Below are 5,593 nucleotides of genomic sequence, written 5' to 3' on the forward strand. Positions count from 1 at the left end.
TTCATGGATGGCTAACGGGGCAGGTTAGTTGCATAAGGTTATATTTGCATTAAGATAGAATATAAGTGAAAAAGTTAAAAAATAAGGGGTGTTTTTTTGGCGAAAAATATTGGGAATTCAGATAATTTTAAACAAGTAGTAAAGAGAATTTGTAAAATTAACAATATTCCCCCCCAGAAACCTAAATTTGAAGTTATCGATAACTTAATGGTTATTAGTATAAAGAACCATTTAAAAGATGGAGTAGACTTAGATTGTTTTAATATTCTAAATCTGATTTACCGAATAATTGGACCTTTAGGGATAAGATTCAATCAACAAATGTACCTCTATCCAAATTCGGAAAGACTGGCTAGAGTAACTGTATCTTTTAAAAAAGAAGATTATGATGATTTAAATAGAAAAATGAAAGAATTTTGTGAATAAATTTACTTAAGCTAACGGGTGCTTTAGCTGAGGATCAGAGCTGTCTTTAAGGTAGCTTTTTCTTTATGCAACTATCGGGGCAGGTTAGTTGAAGAACGAATGTGGTTTTTTATGGTAAAATAAACATAAATTATTTTCATTAAGGGGTCTACCTGCTATGAAATTAGATGATAAAAAGAGAAAGATTCAAATGGAATATAGGGAGAAATTGCAGCAAAAGAGAAAGAATAAAAAATTCACACTCGAAGCAATTGTAGTTGCTATTATCATTTTTCTTTTCATTGTTTTAAATTCAATTTTTAAAGCCTTTTAACTGTTTTTAGTTCATTTGGATGGCCGCCAATTGGTGGCCTTTTTGGCTTAATGAACTAAAGGGGCAGGTTAGTTCAACAAGGAATAATGCATTTGAAATAGAATTTATATAGTACGTCAATTAAGGAAGAAGGCTGAATGACATTGATTAACACAGTTTTTTCATATGTTCTTCTCGGTGTGATAATTTTCTACGCCTTGGAATGGGCAGCTGTTGGTTCAGGTTTTAAGGTACTAATTGGTGGGGGGGTTGGTTTACTTTTATATATAGCTATTCATTTTAGTAAGAACAAAAAAATAATGAGTGATATGGAAGAGCTCGATGACAGGCAATAATATCCTAACAGGTGCCTTACTTCAATAAGAGGGTTGCTTTGGCAGCTCTTTTTGTTATGGAACTATCGGGGCAGAATAGATATATAATGTGATTCTAAAGAAAGGAAGGTTAAATATGCTTTTTCACATTATCGTTGGGTTTATTTTCCCTTGGCTTTTAGGTGCTTATTTGGTTAAAAATCAGACAAAGCTATTTATAATTTTTTATCCAATTGGTGTAGCAACAAGTATTTTAGTAAATGAAATTGGTTTTAACTACTTTTGGAAGATGGATATAGTGTTTCAAGAATCATCTTTAACTGGAATTCCGTATGATTTAGGTCTTTATCCTATACTTGGTTGTTTATTTATTTGTGTTATTCACTATAAAAAAATGCCTATTCTTATTACATTTTTAGTTTTCACTTTAGTAACAACTTTTGGAGAGTACATACTAGTATGTCTAGAGAAAATAGTATACAGGAATGAATGGAATATCATTTGGACTGGTGTTAGTTATTTATTTGCTTATTCAATTTATTATGTTTATTACAAATTAGTTCGTAAGTTTATTTTATTAAATTAATGGGTGCTTTACCAAGAGCTGATCAGCAGCTCCTTTTCTTATGCAACTATCGGGGCAGAATAGCTCTATAAACCGTTTAACGTACATAAATAACTGGGTATAGAGTGGAAATACTCACTTGTTACTAAGTTAAAGGGAAATTTGAACGGGAAGGAACGGAAAGTATGGGCGAAGAACAATACACAGTAAAACGATGGATAGTTTACTGTCCCTATACCCAACGCTATGTGAATCACGAAACTTCTTTTGTAAGGACGGATGAAAAGAAAGATGTGATTGCTACTTGTACAGGCATAGAGGATTGCTGCAGCAATTGTTTTTTTCTTCTTGGTTCTCAAGCCATAAAAGAAACAGAAAAGAAAAGATCTGCTTTATCAATTCAAATATCAAAAACAAATAAATTTATATAATTGATTTAGGAAACATAAGTTACATTTCTAATTACATTTTAGAACCGTCCCAAAAGTGGACGGTTCTTTTGTCTACAACAAGAAAGTAGGGACGCTTTTTCTTATAGAACTAACGGGTGCGTTAGCTGAAGATCGGAGCTGTCTTTAAGGCAGCTCTTTTTTCTTATGGAACTAAAGGGGCAGTTTAGTTCATTAAGGTTTCAGTATAGAGGTTATTCAAAATTGAAAAAGAATATGGAAGGATATAAGTTTTTTTGTCTGGGGGATTTTATATGTCTTTTGAACAATGTCAGAGAATTACTTCTTTAATGTCAGGATTTAATAAAACGTGGTTCTTTGCAGGCGGTTGGGCAATTGACCTTTTTATCGGTAGAGAAACAAGACATCATCAAGATATAGAGATTGCACTATTTCGGAAAGATCAATTAAACCTGAAGGAATATCTTAAAGAATGGGATTTTAAAAAGGTTATTAAAGGTAGGTTCTATACTTGGGAAAATGAGTTTTTAGAGTTACCTATTCACGAAATACACGCATTGAATAAGTCAAATGGAGATAAATTAGAAGTTCTTCTAAATGAAACAAAGGATTATGATTGGAAATTCAGAAGGGATTTAACGATTTCCTATCCACTTAAGTCAGTTTGGAGTTATTCTGATACAGGCATTCCTTATCTAAATCCAGAAATTGTACTTTTATATAAAGTGAAAAACACAAGAGAAAAAGACCATCAAGACTTTATGGCGATATTAGATAATTTAGATGATGAGAAGAAAGAATGGCTACAGTATGCTATACAATTGCACGAACCAGAACATAAATGGCTTCAATTCTTAACATAACGTCTTAATGAAATAACGGTGTAGTTAGTGAAGAAAGAATAAAGTGTTTAATTTTGTTCATAAAGCATTATTTAACAGATTCAAAAAGGAGAATCCTTTGGGTAAGGATTCTCCTTTTTACTATGGAAACTATTATATTTATTCTAGGCATGACTCAATCTAAATCTTACCAAAAATATAAATATAAGTCTATTTCTTTTTTAATAAATATGGAAAAATTATGATAGTAACAATGAAAAATTCACTTAAGAAAGAGGCGATTTTGAACATGAAACAAAACATTTATGATCATCCAGAATTCTTCCAGAGTTACCGAAATCTACGTGAGTCTGAGTCGAATTACAATGATTTACTAGAACAACCTACCCTAAGAGATATGCTACCTGAATTAAAGAATAAAATTGTATTGGATGTAGGCTGTGGTATGGGGGACTTCGCAAAGTATTGTGTAAAGGAACAGGCTCGGGAGGTCGTGGGGATTGACATTTCAAAGAAAATGATTCAAGTTGCTCAGCAAAGAAATTCCCATGAACGTATTAACTATGTAAATATTGCTTTAGAAGATCTTCAGATAAAACAACATGAATTTGATGTTGTAGTTAGTTCACTAGCTTTACATTATATACGGGATTATGATGTTGTTATAAAAAAAATTAACTGTTGTTTAAAAAAAATGGGGGTTTTTCTTTTCTCCATTGAGCATCCGATTGTAACAGCTAGAAGAAATATGGATAATTGGATAGTTGATAAAGAAAACAACAGATCACATTATGCAGTTGATCATTATCAGGACGAAGGTGAAAGGCGACAACATTGGTATATAGACGGTATTGTTAAATATCACCGTACTTTCTCAACTCTAATAAATGAACTAATCCTGAATGGCTTTCAGATTGAGCAAGTAATTGAGCCTATTCCCGATAAAAAAGCATTGAATAGTTTACCAAAAATTATTAATGAGATGAGAAAACCTTCTTTTATGATCATTAGGGCAAAGAAAGTTTGGTAATATGGGAGGTTGCTGCGGCAACCTTTTTCTTACGGAACTAAAGGGGCAGTTTAGTTCAACAAGCTTTTATTATGAATATTCCCATTTCAAACTTATTTAGAGCAAGGTTATCTCTTGCTTTTTTCTTTGTGTTTTAAAGTTGCTTTTTATTCAAAAAAAGGGATTTTCTTGTTGAAAAACAATACTTTTAGTGTAAAATTACACTAAAAAGGAGTATTTGGTATATATGGAAAAAGAAGAATTCATCAATTTAATTTCAGAAAAAATGAAACTTGTCCGAACAGAACAAAGTTTTTCTCAAGATAAAATGTCTGAAATTCTAGGGATTTCAAAAAAAACACTAGTTCAAATTGAAAAAAGAAGAACAGAAGCCAATTGGACCACCGTTGTTGCATTTTGTGCTTTGTTTAATCATAGCCAATTGTTGATAACATCAATTGGTGACAATCCAGTTGATTTTGTTCAGTTAATTGCTAGCAAAAATGGTGGTACGCCTAAAGAAAAAACAATGGGTGGTAAGATATGGTGGAAAGAAGTCGAGTATAGAGGGGATTTTCGTTTGCAACAAAATTTGATTAGTAACCATTACCGTATATTGGATCAATATGATTATCGTTGGCATAGTTCTTTTGATAAAGAAGAGAGTTTAAGTCGTTTAAATGAATTACAGGAGGTGGAGACTATCGAGATAGATAAAGGTATAGGGATATATGAAGAATAAGACCTCTACCTATAATAGTCTTAGGCTGTCCAAGTTTTCCACGTAACCTATATATCTGAAAGAGAGGTGACAATATGAGAAAAATAGTAATTGGTATTCTAATAGTCTGTTTATACTGTTTTCCTTTTGTTTATTTTTCAATGCACCAAGATTTTGCTAACCGTTCAATGCTTGGCTATTTAATTATGATTGTAGTAACTTCACTTCTTGCTTTCTTCGGCAAACTCGTTAGTAATTCAATGTTTCTTATTATTGGTAATATATTGTCTGTAATAATATCATTTTATTTCATCAGCGAGATGACAGGGAACGAACGATGGGGTGGCTATTTTAAGCCACTAACTCCATATCAATTATTAATCTTGGTTAGTTTTTTGAATTTGATCCCTCAGTTCTTCGCTATGAAGTTAGCTAATAGAAACAAAAAATAAAGTTAAATATTAATTTGATTGAGAAGAGTAACTTCTTTGAATTACTCATTTCTTTAATAAATATCAACAATATTCATTAACATAGCCTTCTTATTAAACAGCTAAGTTTGTGATTTAATACACTTAAACTAACGGGTGCGTTAGTTGATTAAGACAAATAAAAAGAGAGCTACCCAAAGTTACCCCATAGATATTACTTCGTTATACAGTAGTGAACCAACCACTAATAGTAGATGCTGTAACACCTGCATCATCAGCATCGACACGCGTTCTCAATTTACCGTCATTGATACGTTTTACGAATGTACCTTTAACACCTTGTGTGTTGGGGGATTACGGAAATAAAATTACGACCTTATAATTAGGAAGTGTGTTTTAATTAATGTAATTTGCTGAAGAAACAAAGGCATAAAAAAAGGAAGAGGAACTATAAAAGTTGCACATAACCCTGTCAAGTAGACAATAAAAAAAGAGTATTTTTTAAGCTGCGGCCTTTTCTCGATATTCAATTGGGGAAAGGCGTTGAATTTCTCTTGAAAGC

At 31.9% G+C, this 5,593-nt stretch carries 9 protein-coding genes; all 9 read left to right on the forward strand.

The window, feature by feature from the left end; all coding sequences use genetic code 11:
* Positions 1-96: 96 nt before the first annotated feature.
* The 9 genes from J7I90_RS27035 to J7I90_RS27075 all read left to right on the forward strand — a co-directional run bounded on the left by J7I90_RS27035 (position 97) and on the right by J7I90_RS27075 (position 5,052).
* Positions 97-426: a hypothetical protein gene (locus tag J7I90_RS27035; protein WP_214774989.1), complete on the forward strand. Its 330-nt coding sequence runs from the start codon at positions 97-99 to the stop codon at positions 424-426.
* Positions 427-583: 157 nt separating this feature from the next.
* Positions 584-739 (forward strand): hypothetical protein, encoded by a 156-nt coding sequence (locus J7I90_RS27040; protein ID WP_214774991.1) that lies wholly within the window; start codon positions 584-586, stop codon positions 737-739.
* Positions 740-876: 137 nt separating this feature from the next.
* A complete protein-coding gene (locus J7I90_RS27045) occupies positions 877-1,074 on the forward strand; it encodes a hypothetical protein (protein WP_214774993.1) in 198 nt (65 codons plus the stop codon).
* Between the two features lie 115 nt (positions 1,075-1,189).
* Positions 1,190-1,639 carry a hypothetical protein gene (locus tag J7I90_RS27050; protein WP_214774995.1) on the forward strand — a complete coding sequence of 150 codons (450 nt, stop codon included), beginning with the start codon at positions 1,190-1,192 and terminating at the stop codon, positions 1,637-1,639.
* A gap of 164 nt (positions 1,640-1,803) precedes the next feature.
* On the forward strand, positions 1,804-2,049 hold the full coding sequence (locus J7I90_RS27055; protein ID WP_214774997.1) for a hypothetical protein: 246 nt from the start codon (positions 1,804-1,806) through the stop codon (positions 2,047-2,049).
* Positions 2,050-2,321: 272 nt separating this feature from the next.
* Positions 2,322-2,891: a nucleotidyltransferase domain-containing protein gene (locus J7I90_RS27060; protein ID WP_214774999.1), complete on the forward strand. Its 570-nt coding sequence runs from the start codon at positions 2,322-2,324 to the stop codon at positions 2,889-2,891.
* A gap of 232 nt (positions 2,892-3,123) precedes the next feature.
* Entirely contained in the window at positions 3,124-3,900 is a 777-nt protein-coding gene (locus J7I90_RS27065) for a class I SAM-dependent methyltransferase (protein ID WP_251025494.1), read from the forward strand.
* 226 nt (positions 3,901-4,126) lie between these two features.
* Entirely contained in the window at positions 4,127-4,621 is a 495-nt protein-coding gene (locus J7I90_RS27070; protein ID WP_214775001.1) for a helix-turn-helix transcriptional regulator, read from the forward strand.
* 74 nt (positions 4,622-4,695) lie between these two features.
* Entirely contained in the window at positions 4,696-5,052 is a 357-nt protein-coding gene (locus J7I90_RS27075; RefSeq protein WP_214775003.1) for a hypothetical protein, read from the forward strand.
* Positions 5,053-5,593 lie beyond the last annotated feature (541 nt).

This window comes from Bacillus sp. ISL-57, assembly GCF_018613135.1.
GTDB classification, from domain to species: Bacteria; Bacillota; Bacilli; order Bacillales; family DSM-1321; genus Peribacillus; species Peribacillus frigoritolerans.